This window comes from Tatumella sp. JGM91 (assembly GCF_018257575.1).
Classification (GTDB): Bacteria; Pseudomonadota; Gammaproteobacteria; order Enterobacterales; family Enterobacteriaceae; genus Tatumella; species Tatumella punctata.
The window spans coordinates 15,573-37,434 of the sequence record NZ_JAERJP010000023.1 but is presented as its reverse complement, the minus strand read 5'-3'; the positions used below and the strand labels follow the sequence as shown (position 1 = coordinate 37,434).

Genomic DNA, 21,862 nt, shown 5'->3' with positions numbered 1-21,862 from the left:
CTGTCGCCGGGACCGTCACTGGCCGGTCAGAAGCTGAATTTTTCACCGGACTGCAGGCTGCAGGCTTCAGCCAGCAGGTGCCAGAAGTCACTGCCGGTGCGGTCACATACCCAGATCGGTGACTGATAGCTGAAGTGGTATCCACCGGTTTTGGTCGCCAGCCAGACCTGGTGCAATGGCTCCTGACGGTTAATGACAATTTTAGTGCCATTGTCGAAACTCAGGGTCATTACGCTGCCATGGGTTTCATAATCAATATCAGCATCGCCCTCATGCGCATCCAGACGTTCTTCGACGGCCAGTAGCAATTGGTCTGCCAGTTGGTGAAATTCACTGTCGTTCATCATAGCTCCCGTGTTTTTGGCAAAGTATAGCGCGCTGATATTGTTTGCCAATCATTGTCTGGCGCGGCAGGGATCAGATATTAAGCAGCTTATGCGAATTCAGGGATTTTCTGTTGCTTTTCCTTGTTCAACTGCGATGATAAGTGAACAGGAAAAAGCACAGAATGAGTGTAATCAAGATGAAGAAAATGTTCGGCTGGCTGGCGTTAATCGTGATCCCTGCGGTACTGACGGGATGCGGTCTGAAAGGCCCCCTTTACTTTCCTAAAACCGAAACCACACAGCAGGAACAGCAGCAAACAGCCCCGGTAAACACCTCGGAAACTGATGCGGCAGCGCCAGCGGGCACAGTGGCACCGTAACTAACCGATCACCGGCGGAGCAAAACATGCAGTTTTCTAAAATGCACGGCCTCGGCAATGATTTTATGGTCGTTGACGCAGTGACTCAGAATGTATTCTTTTCGCCGGAACTCATTCGCCGGCTGGCAGATCGCCATCTCGGGGTCGGGTTTGATCAGTTACTTATTGTCGAACCTCCTTATGATCCCGAGCTGGATTTTCATTATCGTATTTTTAATGCCGATGGCAGTGAAGTCGCCCAGTGCGGTAATGGCGCTCGTTGTTTTGCCCGGTTTGTCCGCCTTAAAGGCCTGACTAACAAAAGCGATATTCGTGTCAGTACCCAGACCGGAAGAATGACGCTCAGTGTGACCAGTGATGAGCTGGTAAGGGTCAATATGGGCGAGCCGGATTTCGAGCCCGGTAATGTCCCTTTTCGCGCCAATAAAGCAGAAAATCTCTATTTAATGCGGTTGCAGGAGCAAACCATCATGTTTGGCGTCGTATCGATGGGCAACCCGCATTGTGTTATTCAGGTCGACAATATTACAACCGCGGCGGTTGAACTTATCGGCCCGCAAATGGAAAGCCATGAGCGTTTTCCGGAACGGGTAAATGTCGGGTTTATGGAAGTGGTCTCTGAGGCGCATATCCGGTTACGTGTTTTTGAACGCGGGGCAGGAGAAACCCGGGCCTGCGGCAGCGGTGCCTGTGCAGCAGTCGCCAGCGGAATTCAGCAAGGCCTGCTGGCAGATAAAGTCCGGGTCGATCTGCCGGGTGGCAGCCTGCATATTACGTGGGGAGGACCGGGCACGCCGTTATATATGACGGGGCCTGCAACACATGTCTATGACGGATTTATTCATTTATGAAATCAGATGAAGACCAGGAGTTACTGAATTCTGTGATGACTGACGATCAGTCGGTCAGTGATTATCTGCGCCTGAACCCCGATTTCTTTATCCGTAATGCGCGGCAGGTGGAACAGATGCAGGTACCGCATCCGGTGCGCGGCAGTACCTCGCTGGTGGAATGGCATATGGCTCGTCAGCGTAACCATATCCGGCTTCTTGAAGAAGAAATCACCCTGCTGATGGAGCAGGCCACGGCGAATCAGCAACTCTTCGGACAACTGCTGTCATTGCAGTCTCATCTGGCCAGTGCCGGTAGTTTAACGGAGATGCTGAGCCGGTTACATCGCTGGGCCAGGAATCTGGGGCTGGCCGGGGCCAGTGTGCGGTTATTCACGGAACACTGGCAAACGGGAGCGCCTTCAGAATTTACCCATCTCGGGTTATCCCGCCAGTCCTTTGATTCACTGCGTATTCAGCGGCTGGGACGCAGACAGCATTATCTGGGCCCGCTGAATGGCCCAGAGCTGTTACTGTTGCTGCCGGAAGCGAAAGCGATTGGTTCAGTTGCCATGTCGCTGATGGGCGAAAATGAAGATGTCGGGGTACTGATTTTCAGTAGTCGTGATAAACAGCATTACCACCCCGGTATGGGCACCGAATTACTGGAGTATCTGGCAGGTATGCTGCCTGCGTTACTGACACGCTGGATCAGCCGGCGATGAATACCCCGATCCCCGTAACGCTACAGAGTCCGGTTGACCAGTTTCTGCGCTATCTGAAAGTGGAACGACAACTTAGTCCGCTGACACAGACCAGTTATCAGCGCCAACTGGCAGCGCTGACAGAAATGATCAATGAGATGGGCCTTCAGCAGTGGTCGCTGCTTGAGCCAGCTCATGTGCGCGCACTCGCAGCCAGAAGCCGGCGAAACGGGTTACAGGCGACCAGCCTGGCCCTGCGTTTGTCGGCTTTGCGTAGCTTTCTCGACTGGCAGGTCGGGCAAGGGTTGTTGCCGGCGAATCCGGCCAAAGGTATTGCCACACCAAAAACGTCACGCCATTTACCGAAAAATATTGATGTTGATGAGATGGGGCAACTGCTGGACATTGATCTCAATGATCCCCTGTCGGTTCGTGACCGGACCATGCTGGAGGTGATGTACGGTGCAGGGTTGCGTTTATCTGAGTTAGTCAGTCTTGATTGTCGCGATTTCGATGCGGAGCAGGGCGAAGTCTGGGTAACAGGCAAAGGCAGCAAAGAACGTCGTTTACCGGTGGGACGTACTGCCTGTGAATGGCTGCAGCGCTGGCTGGAGATGCGCGATTTATTCGGGCCGCAGGACGATGCGGTTTTTCTCTCGATGCAGGGGAAACGTATTTCGGCCCGAAATGTACAAAAACGCTTTGCCGGCTGGGGCATCCGCCAGGGACTGAACAGTCATATTCATCCGCATAAATTACGCCATTCCTTTGCGACTCATATGCTTGAATCGAGTGGCGATTTACGTGCGGTGCAGGAACTGCTGGGCCATGCCAGCCTGTCCACTACCCAGATCTATACGCACCTGGATTTTCAGCATCTGGCATCTGTGTATGATGCTGCACATCCCCGAGCGAAACGAGGAAAAAAATAATGCGTTTTTACCGGCCAGCCGGCACTGTCAGTGCCATGACCTTTGACCTGGATGATACGCTGTATGAAAACAGCGATGTTATCCTGACTACGGTCGAGAAGACTCATCAGGCATTACAGGATTTTCATCCGGTGTTGCAAAACGTGACGCTGTCAGACTATGAGCTGGCACGTGAAGAGATTAAATATCATCAGCCAGACAGCGTACATGATGTGACCCTGTGGCGGGAAAAATCTGTATACCTGCTGATGCAAAAGCACGGATTATCTGAACAGCTGTGTCAGCAAGGGGCATCTCATGTGATGTCGGTATTTGCCGCCTGGCGCAGTCAGGTCCATATGCCGCAGAGTACCCATGACGCGCTGCAATACCTGGCTGAGCGTGTTCCGCTGGCCGCGATCACTAACGGTAATGCCGACCCGCAACTGATGGGCATTGCCGGCTACTTTCGTTTTATACTGCGGGCCGGCCCTGACGGGCGGGCGAAACCAGCGCAGGATATGTACCGGCTGGCGGCCAGTCATCTGGGGTTACCGGCCGGTGAAATTCTGCATGTCGGCGATGATTTAACTACGGATGTGGCCGGATCGCTGCTCAGCGGGTTTCAGTCCTGCTGGATTAACCCGTTCCGGCGTAACCTGATGACAGCCTGTGATGCACGCCTGTTACCACACATGGAAATTTCACGGTTGGATTCCCTGACTACACTGGTATAATGGCTGTAAAAATATACAGTTAAATTCTCCTGATTCGCGGTGCCTATGGACGTTTCTGATCTGCTCAACAGTTTAAATGATAACCAGCGTGAAGCCGTTGCGGCACCGCGCAGTAATTTGCTGGTACTGGCCGGGGCGGGCAGTGGTAAAACCAGGGTGCTGGTTCATCGTATTGCCTGGTTACTGACCGTCGAAAACTGTTCCCCGTATTCGATTATGGCGGTGACCTTTACCAATAAAGCCGCTGCAGAAATGCGTCACCGAATTGAGCAGGTGCCTGGCACCAGCCAGGGGGGGATGTGGATTGGTACTTTCCATGGACTGGCTCACCGCTTATTACGCGCACATCCGCTGGATGCCGGATTACCTCAGGATTTCCAGATCCTCGACAGTGAAGACCAGCTACGGTTATTGAAACGCTTAATTAAGGCCATGAACCTTGATGACAAACAGTGGCCGGCACGTCAGGCGATGTGGTACATCAACGGTAAAAAAGACGAAGGATTGCGGCCTAAGCATATCGACAGCTACGGTAACCCGGTAGAGCAAACCTGGCTGAAAGTGTACCAGGCCTATCAGGAAGCCTGTGACCGTGCCGGGCTGGTGGATTTTGCCGAACTATTATTACGCGCTCACGAATTATGGCTGAATAAACCGCATATTCTTAACCATTATCGTGAACGTTTTACTAACCTGCTGGTGGACGAATTCCAGGATACTAACAACATCCAGTATGCCTGGATCCGTATGCTGGCGGGAGACAGTGGCAAAGTAATGATCGTCGGCGATGATGACCAGTCTATCTATGGCTGGCGTGGTGCTCAGGTCGAAAATATTCAGCGCTTTCTCACGGATTTTAACGGTGCCAGAACAATCCGGCTGGAACAAAACTATCGCTCTACCAGTAATATCCTGAAAGCTGCCAATACCCTGATTGCCAATAATCAGGGGCGGTTAGGGAAACAGCTGTGGACTGAAGACGGTGAAGGCGAACCCATCTCGTTATATTGTGCATTTAATGAACTCGACGAGGCACGGTTTGTTGTCGGGCGGATTAAACACTGGCATGAACAGGGTGGGGCGCTGGCAGACTGTGCCATCCTGTACCGCAGTAATGCCCAGTCGCGGGTACTGGAAGAGGCGTTACTGCAAAGCAGCCTGCCGTACCGGATTTATGGCGGGATGCGCTTTTTCGAACGTCAGGAAATTAAAGATGCCCTCGCCTACTTACGCCTGATATCGAACCGTAATGATGATGCCGCTTTCGAACGTGTGGTCAATACACCAACCCGGGGAATCGGCGACCGGACTCTGGAAGTCGTGCGTCAGGCAGCCCGAGACAGACAACTGACCCTCTGGCAATCTGCGCGGGAACTGTTGTCTGAAAAGGCGCTGGCGGGCAGAGCTGCATCTGCATTATTGCGCTTTATTGAACTGGTTGACTCACTGTCACGGGAAACCAGTGAACTGTCGCTGCATGTGCAAACTGACCGGGTAGTAAAAGATTCCGGGCTGTGGATGATGTATGAACAGGAAAAAGGTGAAAAAGGCCAGACGCGTATCGAAAACCTTGAGGAACTTGTGACGGCAACCCGTCAGTTTAGTTATCAGGATGAAGATCAGGATTTGATGCCATTACAGGCATTTTTGTCACACGCAGCGCTGGAAGCCGGTGAAGGGCAGGCGGATAAATGGCAGGATGCGGTACAGCTGATGACCATGCATGCTGCGAAAGGGCTGGAATTTAGTCAGGTATTTATTGTCGGCATGGAAGAGGGGATGTTCCCGAGTCAGATGTCACTGGAAGAAGGCGGACGTCTGGAAGAAGAACGCCGTCTGGCCTATGTCGGCGTGACCCGTGCTATGCAGAAACTGACGCTGACCTATGCCGAGAGTCGCCGGTTATACGGTAAAGAGGTATATCACCGCCCGTCACGGTTTATTGGTGAGATCCCTGAGGACTGTGTGGAGGAGGTCAGATTACGGGCCAGTGTCAGCCGGCCGGTCAGCCACCAGCGAATGGGGGCACCGGTGACGGCCAATGACAGCGGTTATTCTCTGGGACAGCGGGTCCGGCATGCGAAGTTTGGTGAAGGCACTATTGTTAACCTGGAAGGCAGTGGTGAGCATTGTCGCCTGCAGGTCGCATTTCAGGGCCAGGGGATAAAGTGGCTGGTTGCCGCCTATGCAAGGCTGGAAAACGTCTGAGGACGGGTAGTTTCCTTGACGATTTTTTCGTCCCATCGTAACATGCGCGCACTATTATTATCAGAGGACAACGCCTTGGACACGCCCAGTCGCTGCTGGCACACAGACCTGAACAACAGGCGAAACTGTTAAGGCAACCTCTTTTACCGGTAGCCCTGACGGTTATCGGTAACTCTCTGTAAATCATCGTCATCTGAGCCAGCACTGATTTACCATTCCTGTGGTTTATCGTGTTCAGGCGCCTGCTGTGCCAATCATCGGTTTTCCTGCGGTGTACAGCCTTGTCCCGTCATATAAGATATGGGGAGTACGTACTGCTATGCTGAGTGCATTTAAACTGGAAGACAATCGGTTAACCCGTCTGGAAATGGAAAGTGACGATAGTCAGCTTACGTCCTCAGTCTGGATTGATTTGATTGAACCTGAAGAACAGGAACGTGACTATATTCAGGAACAGCTGGGACAGAGCCTGGCAACACGTCCTGAACTGGAGGATATCGAAGCATCGGCACGTTTCTTCGAAGATGAAGACGGCCTGCATATCCACTCATTCTTCTTTTTTGAAGATGCAGATGATCATGCGGGTAATGCGACCGTCGCTTTTACTATCCGTGACGGTCGTTTGTTTACGTTGCGTGAACGTGAGTTACCGGCATTCCGCTTATACCGGATGCGGGCCCGTAATCAGACCCTGATTGACGGTAACGCGTTTGAGCTGTTACTGGACCTGTTCGAAACTAAAATCGAACAGCTGGCGGATGAGATTGAAAATATTTATACGGCGCTGGAGAAATTAAGTCGCGTCATTATGGAAGGACAGCAGGGTGAAGAATATGATGAAGCCTTGTCGCGACTGGCTGAACTGGAAGATATCGGCTGGAAAGTCCGCCTGTGTCTGATGGATACCCAGCGGGCACTGAATTTTCTGGTCAGAAAAGCCCGTTTGCCTGCCAATCAGCTTGAACAGGCCCGGGAGATTCTGCGCGATATAGAATCACTGCTGCCGCATAATGAATCCCTGTTCCAGAAAGTTAACTTTCTGATGCAGGCTGCGATGGGTTTTATCAGTATTGAACAAAACCGCATCATTAAAATCTTCTCGGTAGTTTCTGTGGTTTTCCTGCCACCGACCCTGGTAGCTTCCAGCTACGGGATGAACTTTGAGTTCATGCCGGAACTGAAGTGGAGCTTCGGTTATCCCGGCGCGATTGTACTGATGATCCTTGCGGCACTGGCCCCCTACCTCTACTTTAAACGACGTAACTGGCTATAAGCCCCGTTATACAGGCAGCCTGGCGGGCTGCCTGCTGTGCGCTGGTTTCACAATATTCCTCAATCCCCTGAGCTGCCAGTACCAGTACCGGATCGCCGCGGAATGTGCTGGTCTGGGGCAGAGAAAGATCAGAATCCTGCAAAAGGCTGCAGAGCCGTTAACGGCTCTGCAGTAATCGCTAAAACGAGGGATCAGTATTCTGAGTCGGTAATCACTTCTTCACCGAGATCGCCGGCTTTTGGCAGTGGTAAATAAGAAGAGTTTGCGGCCCGCAGTACCCGGATACCCCGCGCCCCGGCTTCACGGGCTGCGGTAATATCGCTGTCTGCATCACCGTAGTAGATACGAATATTTTTCTGTTTAATCCAGCGGATTTTGGTGTTTTCACCGGCCCGAAAACCGCTGAAAATCACCGGATTCATTTTATCCTGTGGAATAGAGAAATCCTGTTGCAGGATCCGGCTGACGGTTTCGGTGCTGGTCGGGGTTCGTGCTGTAATAAAATAGACCTGATCGCCGCGCTGTAAATGCATCTGAATCAGCTGGCGTGCAACCTGTTTGGGAATACTGAATTCATCCCAGCCATTATTCATTTTTTCCCAGAACTGCGGATTATTCAGGTAATCATTATTGCCCGGTGAAAACATTTTCTGGCCGCGGTAAAAACCGGGTGTTGAATAAAGCACCGTATCGTCAATATCAAAACCGACCGCCATCGGTGGACGGCCCCGTAAATTGTTCTCAATCTGTGCCACTGATACCCAGTGTATGGGTTGCCGGTGCGCCAGCCCGGCAGCAGTGATACCTGAGTATAACGGCGTAGCGGGCTGGACCTCGCTGGCCTGAGCCAGAGGCTGCAGAACCAGCAGAGAAAGGGTACACAGAGAAAAAAGCAGTTTACGTAATCTCATAACGGTGAGTCCTGGTATTTGTTAATGAATCAATAAGATAATGGCTATCTGATAGCATTAACGGGACACTCTGTAAAATAATTATTGCGGTTTTATGAGGTGGTTACGGTTGCCGTATTATCTGCCGGCTAGCCGATCAGGTAAGTTGCCGTCGCGGTAGCAATATAGTCCTGTTGTTGATTATGTAATTCGACCCGGCCGACGGCGACTTTATTACCGGCCCGGAGCAGCTGTGCGGTAGCGATAAATTTCTCTCCGCGTCCGGGACGTAAATAGTCAACCCGTAAGTCAATGGTGCCCATCCGTGAAATACGCTGACGAAGTTCTTCTTCACTGATCATATCCTGGCGGGTCAGGGCATGGTTAACACAAACCAGTCCGGCGGCCACGTCCAGCACCGAAGCAATGACACCGCCGTGCAGAATATTTTGCAGGGCATTACCCACCAGTGATGGCGCATTTTCCAGGGTCAGGATGGCCTGTTGATCATCCAGATGCTCCAGCTTCAGCCCCAGCGCCCGGTTAAAAGGCATACTGTTTACAAAGATATCACTGACCAGGGTTCTTGCCTGATGTTGTGTCAGATAACGCAGGCTCATAATTCACCTGTGGCAGGTTATTCGGCTAAGTCATTTTCTAATATTATGCTGTTATTCATCGGCTTTCCAGGTGAATATGAGCGGCCATTTTTTGGCATTTAACGATGTGACTGCATCGTTTTTGGTTTTTTTTTCTATCTTCGGGAGTATAGATTATGCGTTTCTTTGGCTACGGAATGGCTGCTGCCTTGCTGGTGCCTGCGCTGGTACAGGCGAAGGAAGCTAAAATATGCGAGGTTCATGATAATCCCGCTGTGCGCGGCAGTATCATCGCTAACTTACTGGAAAAGCATGATAATGCTTTTTTACTGTATCCCTATGAGAGTAATTATGTGCTCTATACGGATACCAGTAATATGAACACCCCGGCCATTTCCAGCTACCGCTGGGCAGATAAAGCGAATAAAGATGAATTAAAATTTCAGCTGAGCCTGGCGTTCCCTCTCTGGCGCGGGATTGCCGGTGACAATTCGGTACTGGCAATGTCTTATACTCAACGCTCGTGGTGGCAGATTTCAAATACCAAAGCGTCGTCACCGTTTCGCGAAACAAACTATGAACCACAGCTTTTTGTTGGCTGGGCAACAGATTACCGGTTGGGTAACTGGACATTACGTGATGTGGAACTGGGTTTCAATCATCAGTCCAATGGCCGGAGCGACCCGACTTCACGTAGCTGGAACCGGGTATATGCCCGTTTGATGGCAAAAAATGGTAATATGCTGGCAGAGATCAAGCCCTGGTATCGTATTCCCGAAAGTGCGGGCAGTGACGATAATCCGGACATTACTAAGTATATGGGCTATTACCGGGCGAAACTCGGGTATATGCTGGGTGACAGTATCTTCAGTATTGAAGGCAACTATAACTGGAACACCGGTTTCGGTGGCGCCTTACTTGGCTGGAGTTATCCGGTCACAGAGCATGTGCGTTTCTATACTCAGCTGTTTAGCGGTTATGGTGAGTCACTGATTGATTACAATCACCGCCAGACCAGGATTGGCGTCGGTTTTACTTTAAATGATTTATTCTGATTAAGAGCGCAGGAAATTTGTGACAACATCGGCAGTTATTCCGCAGCAGGATCATGCTCAGCAAATCCTGCGGGATATTTTTGGTTATCAGCACTTTCGCCCCGGCCAGCAAACCATCATTCAGACATCTCTTGACGGACAGGACTGCCTGGTGGTTATGCCGACCGGTGGCGGGAAGTCGCTGTGCTATCAGATCCCTGCGCTGGTTAGCGAAGGTCTGACGCTGGTGGTATCCCCGCTGATCTCCCTGATGAAAGATCAGGTCGATCAGTTACTGGCAAATGGTGTCATGGCTGCCAGCCTTAACTCTTCTCAGACCCGCGAGCAGCAACAGCAAATTTATGCTGACTGTCGGCAGGGGCGGATAAAATTACTGTATGTCGCGCCTGAGCGTCTGATGATGGACAGCTTTCTTGATGCACTTAGCCAGTGGCAACCGGTGATGCTGGCGGTCGATGAAGCCCACTGTATCTCACAATGGGGACATGACTTCCGCCCGGAATATGGTGCGCTTGGGGTATTGCGCCAGCGTTTTCCGCAACTGCGGATTATGGCTCTGACCGCGACAGCCGATAACGCGACCCGCCATGATATTCTGCAACAGTTGCAGTTGCAGGACCCGCTGATCCAAATCAGTAGCTTTGACCGCCCGAATATCCGCTATACGCTGCTGGAAAAGTACAAACCGACCGAACAATTACTGCGTTATGTTCAGGATCAGCGCGGTAAGAGCGGTATCATTTATTGTAACAGCCGCGCTAAAGTTGAAGACACGGCAGCACGTTTACAAAGCCGCGGGATCAGTGCCGGTGCCTATCATGCCGGACTGGATGTGCAGCAACGTGCCAGCGTCCAGGAAGCATTTCAGCGTGACGATCTGCAACTGGTAGTGGCCACGGTGGCTTTCGGGATGGGGATTAATAAGCCGAATGTCCGTTTTGTGGTGCATTTCGATATTCCGCGTAATATCGAATCCTATTATCAGGAAACCGGTCGTGCAGGCCGTGACGGTCTGCCTGCTGAAGCGATGATGCTGTATGATCCCGCCGATATGGCCTGGCTGCGACGCTGCCTGGAAGAAAAACCGCCGGGCGCGATGCTGGATATTGAACGCCATAAACTTAATGCGATGGGTGCTTTTGCTGAAGCACAGACCTGCCGCCGTCTGGTACTGCTGAATTACTTTGATGAAGGGCGACAGCAGCCGTGTGGTAACTGCGATATCTGTCTGGACCCGCCGAGGCGTTATGACGGACTGGTGGATGCACAAAAAGCCTTATCCGCTATTTACCGGGCAGGACAACGCTTCGGTATGGGCTATATTGTGGAACTACTGCGTGGTGCGGCCAGCCAGCGTATTAAGGATAACGGACATGATAAATTGCCGGTATACGGCATCGGGCGTGAACAATCCCATGAACATTGGGTCAGTGTATTACGCCAGCTGATCCATCTGGGTCTGGTGACCCAGAACATCAGTCAGCATTCTGCGCTGCAGCTGACCGAGGCGGCCAGACCGGTATTGCGCAGTGAACATCCGCTGATGCTTGCGGTGCCGCGCGTGGTGGCCCTGAAACCCCGCCAGGGAATGAGCAGGGTGCCCGGAGGCAATTATGACCGTAAGTTATTTGCCAGACTCAGGAAATTACGTAAAACCATTGCTGACGAAGAGAGTATTCCCCCTTATGTGGTGTTCAATGACGCGACATTAATCGAAATGGCGGAACTGTTACCGGTTTCCGCTTCTGAAATGCTGAGTGTAAATGGTATTGGTCAGCGAAAACTGGAACGTTTCGGCCAGCCCTTTATGCAGATGATTAAACAACATCTCAGCGATTTGTAATCTGTCCCTGTTTTTCTTTCTTTATCTGAGGAGTTTCCGGCATGTTAATGTCGTTTCTGACTCTGGCGCTTGTGCAGTTGCTGGCACTGATGAGCCCGGGTCCTGATTTCTTTTTTATTTCACAAACTGCCGTCAGCCGTTCTTCACGTGATGCGTTGATGGGGGTTCTCGGTGTGACACTGGGGGTGGCTATCTGGGCAGCGGTGGCACTGCTGGGACTGAATCTGTTGCTGGCAAAAATGGCCTGGCTGCATCAGCTGATTATGCTGGGCGGCGGGCTGTATCTGTTATGGATGGGCTGGCAATTATTATGCTCTGCACGGCGTCAGCATTTACAGCCGGACAGGGTTCAGCCGGCACCGGTGCTGGCGAAGCAGGGGCGAACGTTCCTCAAGGGGTTACTGACTAACCTGTCGAATCCAAAAGTTGTGATCTATTTTGGCAGTGTTTTTTCGCTGTTTGTCGGTGATGATGTCAGCACTATGCAGCGCTGGGGCATTTATGCACTGATCCTGCTGGAAACACTGGGGTGGTTTACACTGGTAGCGACGGTATTTGCCTTACCATGGATGCGCCGCAAATATCAGCAACTGGCGAAATGGCTGGATGGTGCCGGCGGAATACTGTTTACAGCCTTTGGCCTGCACTTAATCATATCCGGTTAAACCCGCTGCCGGGCCGTGAAGGTACGGACCCGGCAGATAATTAATGGCTGTGTCGTGCAGTTGCCAGTACGACCCCGATAGCAATAAAAACACTGCCAAAAATACGGTTCAGTAACTGCATTTGATGCGGGCCACGTATCCAGCGTGAAATACGGGTCGACAGTAACGCGTAACCCTGCATGACCAGAATATCCACACTGATAGTGGTCAGGCCCAGCACCAGATATTGCAGCATTTGGGGCTGATGGGGAATGATAAACTGTGGAAACAGCGCTGCCAGAAACACAATACTTTTCGGATTGGTCAGATTTACCAGCACCGCCCGTTTAAATACTCTGCCGCGGGATGTTGCTTTCGCCACCGCATTCAGGTCAATAGCACCTTTGGTTCTCCATTGCTGTATCCCTAACCAGATAAGATAAGCAGCACCGGCCCATTTCAGGATTTCAAAAGCGATTAATGAATGAGAAAATAAAGCACCAAGGCCGATACCGACTAACAGAATATGGGTGGCGAGGCCAACTTGTAATCCGGCAATAGAAATCTGAGTGCCCCTGAAACCATGGCTGATACCGGTACTCATGGTATTAATGGCTCCGGAACCAGGGGAAAGGCTTAACAGGGTAGTGGTCAGCAGGTAGGTGATCCACCAGTCAAAGGTCATTGATGTCGCTCCAGTCTTCAGCAGAGAAACAACAGAATACGTTATAATTCCATCAGACGATACTGGGATTTCAGCCGTTTTCCAGACCACAGAAAACGCCGAAGGGAGAGTAATGAAACAGCTTACGCAACGCTGGTTGCACCGTGAAAAAGAGTTTTCGGCGTTTGTTACCGGTCCTTTGCTCCACTTCTGGCGTCGCCGCCAGGAGAAATCATTTACCGGCACTGGCGGGCTGAATATCCGCTATGTCAGTTTCACATCCCCGCAACACCATAAAGCGATTATGGTTTCCCCCGGGCGGATTGAGAGTTACGTCAAATACCCTGAAGTGGCTTATGATCTGTTTCAGTGTGGCTACGATGTCTTTATTATCGATCACCGGGGGCAGGGCTTATCGGGCCGTATGCTGGAAGATACCCATCGCGGGCACGTAGAGAATTTTTCTGACTACGTGGATGACCTGCATAAGTTCTGGCAGATCACTCTTTCCGATACGCGTTATCAGCAAAAGTTTGCGCTATCCCATTCTATGGGGGGCGCGATTCTGGCATTGTTACTGCGCCGTCACCCTGAACTGGTTGATGCAGCAGCATTACTGGCTCCGATGTTTGGCATAGTGCTGCCGATGCCTGAGTGGATGGCAGAACGAATTCTTAACTGGACCGAAACCCGGTCGGGATTACGTGAAGGGTTTGCTCTGGGTACGGGGCGCTGGCATGCGCCGCCCTTTGCCGTAAATACGCTGACCCACAGCCGGGTCCGCTACCAGCGTAACTTACGTTTTTATGCTGATGAACCGGCATTACAGGTCGGCGGGCCGACGGCACACTGGGTACGGGAAAGTCTTAATGCCGGACATGAAATTCTGCGCGATGCTGCACAGATCACTACACCGATGCTGATCATTCAGGCCGAAGAAGATCTGGTGGTGGAAAATCAGGCGCAGGATCAATTCTGTGAATTACGACGGCTTGCGGGGATCCCTTGTGAAGGGGAAGCGCCGCAGGTTATCAGTGGTGCACGCCATGAAATATTATTCGAAAAAGATGAAATGCGGGCGCGGGCACTGAATCTTGCGGTCAGCTATTTTGACCGGTTTGGATGTTAATCATCGACGATAGCCATACCTTACCTCCGGAAACTCCGGTCTGACGTTAATTAAAGAGGTTTTCATGTACCATATTGTTGCTTCCGACCTGGATGGAACGCTACTTTCTCCTGATCACTCTTTGTCTGCTTACACCCGTGATACCTTGCAGAAGTTAACCCGTAAAGGGGTTCATTTTGTGTTTGCTACCGGCCGCCATCATATTGATGTCGCGCAGATGCGGCAGAAGCTGGGTATCGAAGCTTATATGATCACGTCGAACGGAGCGAGGGTACATGACCTTGCGGGTAACCTGATTTTTGCCCATAACCTGGACCCGGCGATTGCGTCAGAGCTGTACCGCCTGAAATATACCTCGGATGATATTCTGACTCAGGTTTATCGCAATGATGACTGGTATATCAGTCGGCATAGCGAAAAAGAGCGTGAATTCCTCCGTGAGTCGGAGTTTAATTATCAGATATTTCAGCCTGACGGGCTGGCGACTGATGGTATCAGTAAAGTCTTTTTTACCTGTGATCAGCATCAGACACTGGCTGAGCTTGAGCTGGCGATTATTGCCCGCTGGGGCGACCGGGTTAATGTGAGTTTCTCCCTGCCCGGCTGTCTGGAAGTGATGGCCGGAGGTGTCTCAAAAGGCCATGCGCTGGATGAAGTGGCAAGACGGTTAGGTTATAACCTGCAGGACTGTATCGCGTTTGGTGACGGGATGAACGATAAAGAAATGCTGAGCATGGCAGGCAAAGGCTGCATTATGCAAAATGCCCATCAGCGGCTACCTTCGCTGCTGACCGGGCTGGAAGTGATTGGCAGTAATGCGGAAGATGCGGTTCCCCGTTATTTAGAAAAGCTGTACAGCGACTGATCCTTCCTGCCATCGCCCGGGCAAGTCCTGACCGGACTGTCCGGGCGATAGAGTGCCTCTCCGCAGTATGATTTTTATGATATCAGTTGCTGTTTATGGCGTTTTTCACTCAGCGTGGTTAACAGCAGCAGTAATACTGCCAGTATACAGCCGGCAATCATGACCATAAAACCGCCATTCCAGCCAAAAAAATCCACCGTATAACCAACAATTGCACTGGCGGCAACCGATCCGCCAAGGTAACCAAACAGACCGGTAAATCCGGCGGCGGTGCCCGCTGCTTTTTTGGGTGCCAGCTCCAGCGCATGCAGACCAATCAGCATCACCGGTCCGTAGATCAGAAAACCAATCACCACCATACAGGCCATATCAATGCCGGGGTTGCCGGGCGGGTTAAGCCAGTAAATAAGAGTGGCAATGGTCACCAGTGTCATAAAAAAGACGCCGGTGATCCCGCGGTTACCTTTGAAAATTTTATCTGACATCCAGCCGCACAACAGTGTTCCAGGGATACCGGCATATTCATACAGGAAGTAGGCCCAGGATGATTTATCCAGTGAAAAATTTTTAACTTCTTTCAGGTAGGTCGGAGACCAGTCGAGAATACCGTAGCGCAGTAAATACACGAAGACATTGGCCAGCGCGATGTACCACAGTAATTTATTGGGCAGGATATATTGCGTAAAGATTTGCCGGGCGGTTAATTCAACTTCATGTTTCTCGTTATAGTCTGCGGGATAGTCATTTTTGTAGGCTTCTATCGGGGGTAATCCGCATGACTGCGGGGTATCACGCATTAATCCATAGGCCAGCAAAGCTACGCCGATAGCGGCAATCGCCGGCATATATAATGCGGCCTTCCAGTCATTAAACCAGACCATCCCCAGCAGGAATAGCAGCGGAGGCAGGCCTCCGCCGACGTTATGTGCACAGTTCCATACGGAGACAATGCCTCCCCTTTCTTTCTGTGACCACCAATGGACCATGGTCCGGCCGCAGGGAGGCCAGCCCATCCCCTGAAACCAGCCACAGATAAACAGCAGCACAAACATAATCATAATACCGGATGTCGCCAGCGGGATAAATCCCATAACCAGCATGACGACTGCTGCCATTATCAGTCCTGCGGGTAAAAATACACGCGGGTTCGACCGATCAGATACTGAACCCATAATGAATTTAGAAAACCCATAGGCAATCGAAATTCCGGATAAGGCAAAACCCAGATCGCCGCGGGAAAAACCCTGCTCGATCAGATAAGGCATAGCCAGGGTAAAGTTTTTACGAACCAGGTAATAAGCGGCGTAACCAAAGAAAATCCCGATAAAAATTTGCCAGCGCAGGCGACGATATAACGGATCGATGGCGGCCGGATCTGCCGGTGAAATATGGGGTGCGGGTTTAAACAGACTCAGCATTAACGTCCCTCCGGGAGAAAGCATTCCTTAAGTGTGGGCTGGCAATGGATAAGAATTTTCCGTCCTGCCAGCAGGATACCGGCCTCAGGGTAGCTTTCGTGACGGGAATTACCTTGACTGAGTACACAGATGTTACAAATTAATGACAATTTATAGGTGTTTATAAGATGTCAGGGAAACCTGAGTCTCGTATCCGCCACTTTTCATGTTGACCGGCAACCGAGTCGCTGGCCGGATCACTCGCGGTTGCATACGTCGTTTTCGCCGGCAGGGAAATATTTCGCCGGAGGGATTCAGAGTGCCGGATTTCTCTGACCTGCCGGCCGTGAAGCATCACGGACAAAAGGCAACTGTTCACAGGCGTGCTGCCGTGCAGAACGGATAAATGCCTCGGTCACTGGCTGACGTTGTTCACCGTCGCGTACCGCCGCATACAAACGGCTCCACAAACCTTCTCCGGGGGTTTTTGTGATAATCAGCTGCTGGCGTTCAAAACTTTCTACTACCCAGTGTGGTAACGCAGCAATACCCATTTTTGCAGCCACCATCTGAATCAGCAGCAAAGTATTATCAACACTTTTTAATGCCAGACTGATACCGGCAGGTTGCAGGAAATGTCGCCAGATATCCAGACGCTGACGCTGAACCGGATAAATCAGCAGAGTTTCGGTGCTAAGATCTTCAGGAGTAATAACGTCTTTTTTCGCCAGCGGATGGTCTGGTGCCATCACCAGCCGGACTTCAAAATCAAATAATGGTGAATAGTGCAATCCGCTGCGTGGCAGGATATCGGAGGTCAGTACAATATCCAGTTCGCCCTGTTGTAATGCGGGCTGCGGATCAAAGGTAACACCGGATTTGAAATCGACCGCGACCCGCGGCCAGTTGCTGCCAAAAATATCCAGTGCCGGAGTCAGCCATTGAATACAGCTATGACATTCAATCGCAATTCGTAGCGTCGTCTGTTGGGGCTCATGACAGGATTGCAGTGCCTGCTGGATCTGAGGCAGGACCTGATCTGCCAGTTGCAGCAGTGTTTCCCCCTGTGGTGTAAAGCGTAAAGGCTGACTTTTCCGGACAAACAGCCGGAAACCGAGACGCTGCTCAAGGTCACTGAACTGATGAGAAAGAGCAGACTGGGTCTGATGTAAGTGTGCTGCGGCACCTGCCAGCGAGCCGGTTGTTCTGAGGGCCTGTAGGGTTTTCAGGTGCTTAATCTCGATCATGAGACGCCTTCATAGTGATGTTGAATTATTTGCGCTTGTGGATACAACAGTACCTGCAGATTATGGATGTGTAAACATCTGGACGGCTAAACATCTGAAAAAATATTCTCAGCAACCTGTGACTTCCGGCAGGCGGGTGAATAATGGTACTGCTGCCATGGGCCCGGGGCTGAGACAGCGTCTTTCACTGACAGGAACTTATGCCATGACAATTCAGAATCACACATTAGGATTTCCGCGGATCGGCCTGGGACGCGAACTGAAAAAAGCTCAGGAAAGCTACTGGGCAGGTAAGTCCGGACAACAGGAGCTACTGGCAACCGGGCGTGAGCTCCGGGTGCGTCATTGGCAACAACAGAAGGATGCCGGGGTTGACTATATTCCTGTCGGTGATTTCGCATGGTATGACCATGTGCTGACAACCAGCCTGATGCTGGGTAATGTACCCGCCCGCCATCAGAGTACGGACGGTCAGACAGACCTGGATACCTTATTCCGTATCGCCCGAGGCCGGGCGCCGACTGGTGAACCCGCCGCAGCGGCAGAAATGACGAAGTGGTTTAATACCAACTATCACTACATCGTGCCTGAATTTACCCGTGGTCAGACATTCACTCTGGCCTGGACCCAGTTACTGGACGAAGTGGATGAAGCACTGGCGCTGGGTTACCAGGTTAAGCCGGTCCTGCTGGGGCCGGTTACCTATCTGTGGCTGGGCAAAGTAAAAGGGGAAGTGTTTGAGCGCCTGACGTTACTGCAGGATATTCTGCCGGTATACCAACAGGTGCTTGCGGCGCTGGCTGAACGGGGTATTGACTGGGTACAGATTGATGAACCTGCGTTATCGCTGGAGTTACCGGCCAAATGGCTGAACGCTTTTAGCGAAGCTTATCAGGCATTGCAGGGTCATACCCGGCTGTTGCTGACGACCTATTTTGACAGTATCAGCCAGAACCTGTCGGTCATCCGACAATTACCTGTACAGGGATTGCATGTCGATCTGGTACACGGCCATGATGATATTCAGTGTATTCATAAGCAATTACCGACCGGCTGGCTATTGTCCGTCGGTGTCATTAACGGACGCAATGTATGGCGTGCCGACCTTAGCCGCTGGTTTGACCAGCTACAGCCTCTGGCCGCACAACGTGAAAATTTGTGGATAGGCACTTCATGCTCTTTATTGCACAGTCCGATTGATCTGAGTACTGAGACCCGGCTGGATGATGATGTGAAAAGCTGGTTTTCTTTTGCGGTACAGAAATGTGACGAACTGTCGCTGCTGAGTCATGCCCTGAAGAGTAACGATCCGCTTGCTCTGGAAAGCCACAGTGCGCCGATCCGCGCCCGTGAACAATCATCACGGGTACATAATCAGGCAGTCGCTGACCGTTTACATGCTATTCACTCACGGGACAGCGAACGTCAGCACCATTACCCGATCCGCGCGGCAGCACAGCGGCAACGTTTCAGTTTACCGGCCTGGCCAACAACGACGATTGGTTCATTCCCCCAGACGACGGAGATCCGCAGCCTGCGGCTGGATTTCAGGCAGGGACGACTGGACAGCCATCACTACCGGACCGGTATTTCTGAACATATCCGGCAGGCCATTGCTGAGCAGGAACGGCTGGGACTGGATGTGCTGGTGCACGGTGAAGCCGAACGTAATGATATGGTGGAATATTTCGGCGAACAGCTGGACGGTTTTGCTTTTACGCGGAATGGCTGGGTACAAAGCTATGGTTCACGTTGCGTCAAGCCGCCGATCATTATCGGCGATATCAGTCGCCCGCAGCCTGTGACGGTTGAGTGGGCTACCTATGCCCAGTCCCTGACTGATAAACCCGTAAAAGGGATGCTTACCGGCCCGGTCACTATCCTCTGCTGGTCATTTCCGCGTGAAGATGTGAGCCGTGAAACTATCGCCAGGCAGATTGCGCTGGCGTTACGTGATGAAGTTGCCGATCTGGAAAATGCCGGTATTGGCATTATTCAGATTGATGAGCCTGCATTACGTGAAGGCCTGCCATTGCACGATTCTGACCGTGCAGCGTATCTGGCCTGGGCAGTTAATGCCTTCCGCTTAATGGCCGCTGTTGCTGATGACGCTACCCAGATCCATACCCATATGTGTTATTGCGAGTTTAATGACATTATGGCTGCGATTGCTGCCCTGGATGCAGATGTCATCACCATCGAGACCTCGCGTTCCGATATGGAACTGCTGGAATCTTTTGAAGAGTTTGAATATCCGAATGAAATCGGACCGGGGGTCTACGATATCCATTCCCCGAATATCCCTGATGTGGCCGGTATCGAAAATCTGCTGCGTAAAGCGGCAAAATATATTCCGGCGCAGCGGCTATGGGTGAATCCGGATTGCGGACTAAAAACCCGTGGCTGGACTGAAACCCGTCAGGCGTTGGAAAATATGGTAACAGCAGCCAGAAATTTACGTCGCCAGTCAGCGTGATCCGCTGCCGGCTTCTCTGTGAAAGCTATCCCCGGGGACAATCAGCGCCCCGGGTGACAGGAGAGATTAACGTCCTTTTTTCTTTCTGCCCGGCTGAGTAAAACGCTTACGGGCTGCAGGTTTAGCTGCCGGTTTGTCCGCAGATTTTTGTGCTGGGCCATTTTTTTTCGCGGCAGGTTTCCCTTTGGGTTTGCCCTTATTTTCGGCAGGATCAAGGGATGAAGAGTGCTCAATCAGTCGGAACAGCTCGATCAGCTCATCATCCGTAAAATCACGCCACTCACCGGGAGGCAGCCCTTTCAGGCTGACATTCATGATCCGCACCCGCTCAAGTTTGGTGACTTCAAAACCGAAATGCTTACACATCCGGCGGATCTGACGGTTAAGTCCCTGTACCAGTGTGATACGAAACACCATCGGCGCTTCTTTCTTCACTTTACATTTTTTAGTGACCGTACCCAGCATCGGCACACCGGCTGCCATACCCTGAATAAACTCATCGGTGATCGGTTTGTTTACCGTAACCACATACTCTTTTTCGTGATCGTTACCGGCGCGCAGTATTTTATTGACCAGGTCACCGTGGTTGGTCAGGAAAATCAGCCCCTGGGAATCTTTATCCAGACGACCTATCGGGAATACTCGTTTGCTGTGATTCACGAAATCGACAATATTATCTTTTTCGCTTTCTTCGGTAGTACTGATAATACCGGTCGGCTTATTGAGGGCGATCAGGACTAAATCTTCCTCGTTACGCGGCTCAATCAGCTGGCCGTTAACTTTCACCACGTCTCCGGCATACACCTGGTCACCGACAGCAGCACGTTTACCGTTAATAAACACGTTACCTTGCTCAATAAAACGGTCAGCATCGCGGCGAGAGCAAATACCGCTCTCACTGATGTATTTGTTCAGTCGGGTCGATGAGTTGGTCAGCATGAATTCTCCGAAAAAAGCGGACTATACCTCAGCCGGACGATGCTTAACATACTCAGTTTTACTCTCAGGGGGCTGAGGATGATGAAAACAGGCTCCCGCGATAAGCACGATATAGTACCGGACAGGATTTGTCCGGTACTATATCGTGCTGGTGGCTGAAAGGTTATTTTTTACCTGTCGTGACCTGCAACTGCGTACGGGTGGAACATGCCAGGATATTGCCTTTTTTACAGGCCATCCGTGCATATTTTAATGCGGTCCGTGGGTCTTTGGTCACACCGTGTCCATACCGGTACATATTGGCCAGATACAGCATCGCGTTACCGTCTCCGGCATCAGCGCCTTTCTGATACCACTGGCGGGCAGTGTCATAATTTTGCGGCACACCATAGCCATTCTCGTACAGGTGCCCGATAGCCTGATTCGCATCTGCTGACTGCAGCGCCAGTCCTTTCTGATAAAATTTCAGGGCTATTGGGTAGTTATCCCCGCCGCGTAACTCATAGACGGATCCTGCGGCAATACACTCAGCGGCCATGCCGGTATCACATTGGCTGATATGCTGTTGCAGTAGCTGTTGGTCAGGATAATCGCTGCTGCCGCCGGTAAACATACCATCAAAAAAGTTACCCAGGGTGCTGCACCCGGTCAGTGTCAGTACTGTCATACAGAGAATCAGCGTTTTTTTCATATCGTTTTCCTGTCTGTGACCGTAATGAACGTTCCCTGTATCGGGAAACGGCCG

22 protein-coding genes are annotated in these 21,862 nt (G+C 51.4%); 13 read left to right on the top strand and 9 right to left on the bottom strand.

Annotated features, from left to right (window positions below; genetic code table 11):
- Positions 1-26: 26 nt before the first annotated feature.
- Positions 27-344, bottom strand: coding sequence for an iron donor protein CyaY (gene cyaY / locus JK198_RS14260; protein WP_212708234.1), 318 nt, complete (start codon positions 342-344; stop codon positions 27-29).
- A gap of 164 nt (positions 345-508) precedes the next feature.
- Here cyaY and JK198_RS14255 point away from each other — a divergent pair, with 164 nt between their 5' ends.
- From JK198_RS14255 to corA, 7 genes are all read left to right on the top strand, one after another.
- Positions 509-706 carry a lipoprotein gene (locus JK198_RS14255; RefSeq protein WP_249213174.1) on the top strand — a complete coding sequence of 66 codons (198 nt, stop codon included), beginning with the start codon at positions 509-511 and terminating at the stop codon, positions 704-706.
- Positions 707-732: 26 nt separating this feature from the next.
- Positions 733-1,557, top strand: a complete 825-nt coding sequence (gene dapF / locus JK198_RS14250) for a diaminopimelate epimerase (protein ID WP_212708196.1) — start codon at positions 733-735, stop codon at positions 1,555-1,557.
- Positions 1,554-2,261 carry a DUF484 domain-containing protein gene (locus tag JK198_RS14245; RefSeq protein WP_212708197.1) on the top strand — a complete coding sequence of 236 codons (708 nt, stop codon included), beginning with the start codon at positions 1,554-1,556 and terminating at the stop codon, positions 2,259-2,261. Before dapF ends, JK198_RS14245 begins: the two co-directional genes overlap by 4 nt.
- Complete coding sequence (gene xerC / locus JK198_RS14240) at positions 2,258-3,172, top strand: tyrosine recombinase XerC (protein ID WP_212708198.1); 915 nt, start codon at positions 2,258-2,260, stop codon at positions 3,170-3,172. Before JK198_RS14245 ends, xerC begins: the two co-directional genes overlap by 4 nt.
- Positions 3,172-3,888: a 5-amino-6-(5-phospho-D-ribitylamino)uracil phosphatase YigB gene (gene yigB, locus JK198_RS14235; protein ID WP_212708199.1), complete on the top strand. Its 717-nt coding sequence runs from the start codon at positions 3,172-3,174 to the stop codon at positions 3,886-3,888. The genes xerC and yigB overlap by 1 nt, the downstream gene beginning before the upstream one ends.
- A gap of 45 nt (positions 3,889-3,933) precedes the next feature.
- A complete protein-coding gene (uvrD, locus tag JK198_RS14230) occupies positions 3,934-6,096 on the top strand; it encodes a DNA helicase II (protein ID WP_212708200.1) in 2,163 nt (720 codons plus the stop codon).
- Positions 6,097-6,415: 319 nt separating this feature from the next.
- Positions 6,416-7,369, top strand: coding sequence for a magnesium/cobalt transporter CorA (gene corA, locus JK198_RS14225; protein WP_212708236.1), 954 nt, complete (start codon positions 6,416-6,418; stop codon positions 7,367-7,369).
- Here the strand turns inward: corA and JK198_RS14220 are convergent.
- The 3 genes from JK198_RS14220 to JK198_RS14210 all read right to left on the bottom strand — a co-directional run bounded on the left by JK198_RS14220 (position 7,347) and on the right by JK198_RS14210 (position 8,879).
- Positions 7,347-7,511 (bottom strand): hypothetical protein, encoded by a 165-nt coding sequence (locus JK198_RS14220; protein ID WP_212710818.1) that lies wholly within the window; start codon positions 7,509-7,511, stop codon positions 7,347-7,349. The two genes, corA and JK198_RS14220, sit on opposite strands and share 23 nt — an antisense overlap.
- Positions 7,512-7,560: 49 nt before the next feature.
- Positions 7,561-8,280 carry an acid phosphatase AphA gene (gene aphA, locus JK198_RS14215; protein ID WP_212708201.1) on the bottom strand — a complete coding sequence of 240 codons (720 nt, stop codon included), beginning with the start codon at positions 8,278-8,280 and terminating at the stop codon, positions 7,561-7,563.
- A 128-nt stretch (positions 8,281-8,408) separates the two neighbouring features.
- Positions 8,409-8,879 (bottom strand): thioesterase family protein, encoded by a 471-nt coding sequence (locus tag JK198_RS14210; RefSeq protein WP_212708202.1) that lies wholly within the window; start codon positions 8,877-8,879, stop codon positions 8,409-8,411.
- A gap of 155 nt (positions 8,880-9,034) precedes the next feature.
- On the opposite strand from JK198_RS14210, the gene pldA reads away from it, so the two are divergent.
- Genes pldA through rhtC form a run of 3 tightly spaced genes read left to right on the top strand, consistent with a single transcriptional unit; the run spans position 9,035 to position 12,421 of the window.
- Positions 9,035-9,913, top strand: a complete 879-nt coding sequence (gene pldA / locus JK198_RS14205; RefSeq protein WP_212708203.1) for a phospholipase A — start codon at positions 9,035-9,037, stop codon at positions 9,911-9,913.
- Positions 9,914-9,932: 19 nt separating this feature from the next.
- Complete coding sequence (recQ, locus tag JK198_RS14200; RefSeq protein ID WP_212710817.1) at positions 9,933-11,756, top strand: ATP-dependent DNA helicase RecQ; 1,824 nt, start codon at positions 9,933-9,935, stop codon at positions 11,754-11,756.
- A gap of 41 nt (positions 11,757-11,797) precedes the next feature.
- The gene (rhtC, locus tag JK198_RS14195; RefSeq protein WP_212708205.1) at positions 11,798-12,421 is read left to right on the top strand and encodes a threonine export protein RhtC; all 624 of its coding nucleotides are present in this window, start codon (positions 11,798-11,800) and stop codon (positions 12,419-12,421) included.
- A 40-nt stretch (positions 12,422-12,461) separates the two neighbouring features.
- Here the strand turns inward: rhtC and rhtB are convergent, their stop codons facing one another.
- On the bottom strand, positions 12,462-13,085 hold the full coding sequence (rhtB, locus tag JK198_RS14190; protein ID WP_212708206.1) for a homoserine/homoserine lactone efflux protein: 624 nt from the start codon (positions 13,083-13,085) through the stop codon (positions 12,462-12,464).
- Between the two features lie 112 nt (positions 13,086-13,197).
- On the opposite strand from rhtB, the gene pldB reads away from it, so the two are divergent.
- Together pldB and yigL are read left to right on the top strand one after the other, a co-directional pair.
- A complete protein-coding gene (pldB, locus tag JK198_RS14185; RefSeq protein WP_212710816.1) occupies positions 13,198-14,193 on the top strand; it encodes a lysophospholipase L2 in 996 nt (331 codons plus the stop codon).
- 64 nt (positions 14,194-14,257) lie between these two features.
- Positions 14,258-15,058, top strand: coding sequence for a sugar/pyridoxal phosphate phosphatase YigL (gene yigL / locus JK198_RS14180; protein ID WP_212710815.1), 801 nt, complete (start codon positions 14,258-14,260; stop codon positions 15,056-15,058).
- Positions 15,059-15,132: 74 nt separating this feature from the next.
- Here yigL and glpT read toward each other — a convergent pair whose 3' ends face one another.
- Together glpT and metR are read right to left on the bottom strand one after the other, a co-directional pair.
- Positions 15,133-16,476, bottom strand: coding sequence for a glycerol-3-phosphate transporter (gene glpT / locus JK198_RS14175; protein WP_212710814.1), 1,344 nt, complete (start codon positions 16,474-16,476; stop codon positions 15,133-15,135).
- 293 nt (positions 16,477-16,769) lie between these two features.
- Complete coding sequence (gene metR / locus JK198_RS14170; protein WP_212708210.1) at positions 16,770-17,702, bottom strand: HTH-type transcriptional regulator MetR; 933 nt, start codon at positions 17,700-17,702, stop codon at positions 16,770-16,772.
- A gap of 205 nt (positions 17,703-17,907) precedes the next feature.
- Here metR and metE point away from each other — a divergent pair, with 205 nt between their 5' ends.
- The gene (gene metE, locus JK198_RS14165) at positions 17,908-20,178 is read left to right on the top strand and encodes a 5-methyltetrahydropteroyltriglutamate--homocysteine S-methyltransferase (RefSeq protein WP_212710813.1); all 2,271 of its coding nucleotides are present in this window, start codon (positions 17,908-17,910) and stop codon (positions 20,176-20,178) included.
- A 66-nt stretch (positions 20,179-20,244) separates the two neighbouring features.
- On the opposite strand, the gene rluF is transcribed toward metE, so the two are convergent.
- The gene (gene rluF / locus JK198_RS14160) at positions 20,245-21,117 is read right to left on the bottom strand and encodes a 23S rRNA pseudouridine(2604) synthase RluF (protein ID WP_212708212.1); all 873 of its coding nucleotides are present in this window, start codon (positions 21,115-21,117) and stop codon (positions 20,245-20,247) included.
- Positions 21,118-21,280: 163 nt separating this feature from the next.
- Complete coding sequence (locus JK198_RS14155; protein ID WP_212708213.1) at positions 21,281-21,808, bottom strand: tetratricopeptide repeat protein; 528 nt, start codon at positions 21,806-21,808, stop codon at positions 21,281-21,283.
- Positions 21,809-21,862: the final 54 nt, after the last annotated feature.

Coding starts and splice junctions, on each gene's coding strand:
- rluF (WP_212708212.1), bottom strand. CDS start 21,117: ATGCTGACCAACTCATCGACCCGACTGAACAAATACATCAGTGAGAGC.
- metE (WP_212710813.1), top strand. CDS start 17,908: ATGACAATTCAGAATCACACATTAGGATTTCCGCGGATCGGCCTGGGA.
- rhtC (WP_212708205.1), top strand. CDS start 11,798: ATGTTAATGTCGTTTCTGACTCTGGCGCTTGTGCAGTTGCTGGCACTG.
- aphA (WP_212708201.1), bottom strand. CDS start 8,280: ATGAGATTACGTAAACTGCTTTTTTCTCTGTGTACCCTTTCTCTGCTG.
- glpT (WP_212710814.1), bottom strand. CDS start 16,476: ATGCTGAGTCTGTTTAAACCCGCACCCCATATTTCACCGGCAGATCCG.
- uvrD (WP_212708200.1), top strand. CDS start 3,934: ATGGACGTTTCTGATCTGCTCAACAGTTTAAATGATAACCAGCGTGAA.
- metR (WP_212708210.1), bottom strand. CDS start 17,702: ATGATCGAGATTAAGCACCTGAAAACCCTACAGGCCCTCAGAACAACC.
- yigB (WP_212708199.1), top strand. CDS start 3,172: ATGCGTTTTTACCGGCCAGCCGGCACTGTCAGTGCCATGACCTTTGAC.
- cyaY (WP_212708234.1), bottom strand. CDS start 344: ATGAACGACAGTGAATTTCACCAACTGGCAGACCAATTGCTACTGGCC.
- rhtB (WP_212708206.1), bottom strand. CDS start 13,085: ATGACCTTTGACTGGTGGATCACCTACCTGCTGACCACTACCCTGTTA.
- dapF (WP_212708196.1), top strand. CDS start 733: ATGCAGTTTTCTAAAATGCACGGCCTCGGCAATGATTTTATGGTCGTT.
- JK198_RS14155 (WP_212708213.1), bottom strand. CDS start 21,808: ATGAAAAAAACGCTGATTCTCTGTATGACAGTACTGACACTGACCGGG.
- pldB (WP_212710816.1), top strand. CDS start 13,198: ATGAAACAGCTTACGCAACGCTGGTTGCACCGTGAAAAAGAGTTTTCG.
- yigL (WP_212710815.1), top strand. CDS start 14,258: ATGTACCATATTGTTGCTTCCGACCTGGATGGAACGCTACTTTCTCCT.
- JK198_RS14255 (WP_249213174.1), top strand. CDS start 509: ATGAGTGTAATCAAGATGAAGAAAATGTTCGGCTGGCTGGCGTTAATC.
- xerC (WP_212708198.1), top strand. CDS start 2,258: ATGAATACCCCGATCCCCGTAACGCTACAGAGTCCGGTTGACCAGTTT.
- corA (WP_212708236.1), top strand. CDS start 6,416: ATGCTGAGTGCATTTAAACTGGAAGACAATCGGTTAACCCGTCTGGAA.
- JK198_RS14210 (WP_212708202.1), bottom strand. CDS start 8,879: ATGAGCCTGCGTTATCTGACACAACATCAGGCAAGAACCCTGGTCAGT.
- JK198_RS14245 (WP_212708197.1), top strand. CDS start 1,554: ATGAAATCAGATGAAGACCAGGAGTTACTGAATTCTGTGATGACTGAC.
- pldA (WP_212708203.1), top strand. CDS start 9,035: ATGCGTTTCTTTGGCTACGGAATGGCTGCTGCCTTGCTGGTGCCTGCG.